The sequence below is a fragment of the Mycobacterium sp. TH-M106 genome (assembly GCF_057473765.1).
The window spans coordinates 1-1,512 of record NZ_JBYCLE010000572.1; the positions used below are offsets into that span (position 1 = coordinate 1).

The 1,512-nt window shown below is 68.3% G+C and carries 2 protein-coding genes; both read right to left on the reverse strand.

The window, feature by feature from the left end:
- Positions 1–450: PPE family protein (locus AC2VOP_RS19545; RefSeq protein ID WP_486962506.1), on the reverse strand; the 450-nt coding region annotated here is incomplete at its 3' end.
- Between the two features lie 70 nt (positions 451–520).
- On the reverse strand, positions 521–1,512 hold a 992-nt coding region (locus tag AC2VOP_RS19550; RefSeq protein ID WP_486962505.1), incomplete at its 5' end, for a PPE family protein, SVP subgroup.

The following is a 1,512-nucleotide window of genomic DNA, read 5'->3' on the forward strand; positions in this document are numbered from 1 at the left end:
CATCGTCGTGGCGGCCGCCGAGTTGGCGGTGTAGCTGTGCATCGCCGTGGCGTCTTGGGTCCACATCTCGGCGTACTGCGCCTGGTTCTCCGCAATCGCGTGGGTGTTCTGGCCGACGATGTTGGTGGCCACCAGTGACGCCAACGACGCCCGGTTGGCCGCGATCACCGGCGGCGGCACCACCGCGGCAAACGCCGCCTCGTAGGCCGCCGCCGCCGCCTTGGCCTGGTTGGCGGTCTGCTCAGCCTGCGCGGCGGTGGTCTGCATCCATTCCACATACGGCCCCGCAGCCGCCGCCATCGACGCCGACGCCGGACCCAACCACGCGTCGTCGGTGAGTTCGGCAATCACCGTCCGATACGAGTCCGCCGCCGAACTCAACTCCGCCGCCAACGTGTCCCACGCCGCCGCGGCCGCCATCAACGGCCCCGACCCTGAACCGGCATACATCCGACCCGAGTTCACCTCCGGCGGCAACGCCGCAAAACTGTCGGTCACTGGTGTCCCCTTATCCCCTCGGCTATGGCTTCGCCGGTTGCTTGAGCATCGTGACCGCCGAACGTGTCAGCGCATCGCGCTTCTTCGCCAATTCGGCAGCCTCCTTGCGCAGCTTGTCGAGTTCATGGCTGGCAGCATCTGAAGCACGCCGGCCCGATGTGTCGCCGTGACCGCCCGTCTCCCCCGGCGACCCCGCCCTGACCTTGGGGCGCAGGCCATTTCGGGAGCGCGAGTCGCCATGCCTTGGCGCGTTGACGATGCTGCCCACCATCGGCAGGCCGCCCAGGCCTGCCCTGCTCGGCCTGCCCGGCACCGCCATCCCTGCCTCCGGCAACGCCGCCGAACCAGCAGCCGGCAACGCGGTCGCGGCAAGCCGAACCTCCGGGGTCACGGAGCCCCAGGACTGCGGCACCGTAAGCCCACCCACCGACGCTGCCCGGCCCAGGCCCGCCGACGTCTCCGCACCGCGCAGGCCCGCCGAACCCGCCGAGCCCGCCAAACCCGACGTACCCAACGCCGACTCCGAACCCACCAGGGCGGCCGACCCGGAACCCGCCAGCGCCGACCCGGAACTCGTCAAACCCCCCAGCTCGCCCAGAGCTGTCTGCGACGCCACCCACCAAATAGTGAACATGAGCGCCGCCATCTCCGGTATGGCTGTGATTCCCGTGATCCCCGCGATATTGAAGCCGACCCCCCCGATCACGGCTTGGTATCCCGTGGTGAGTGCCACCGAAGCTTCAACGAGCTGAGATGGTAAGCCGCTCAAGAGGTTCAGCAACTGCGCCGATGGCCCGCTCGTGCCAAGGTTTTGAAGAATATTGCCTATCTTCAGGACCAGATCGTTCAGAGTATCTGTGCTGCCCCGGGTGGATTGCGCGGGGTTGGTGTCCTGCGGCGCGGGGGTGAACGGGGTGACCTTCGTGGCGGCCGCCGAGTTGGCGGTGTAGCTGTGCATCACCGTGGCGTCTTGGGTCCACATCTCGGCGTACTGCGCCTGCTTCGCCGCGATCG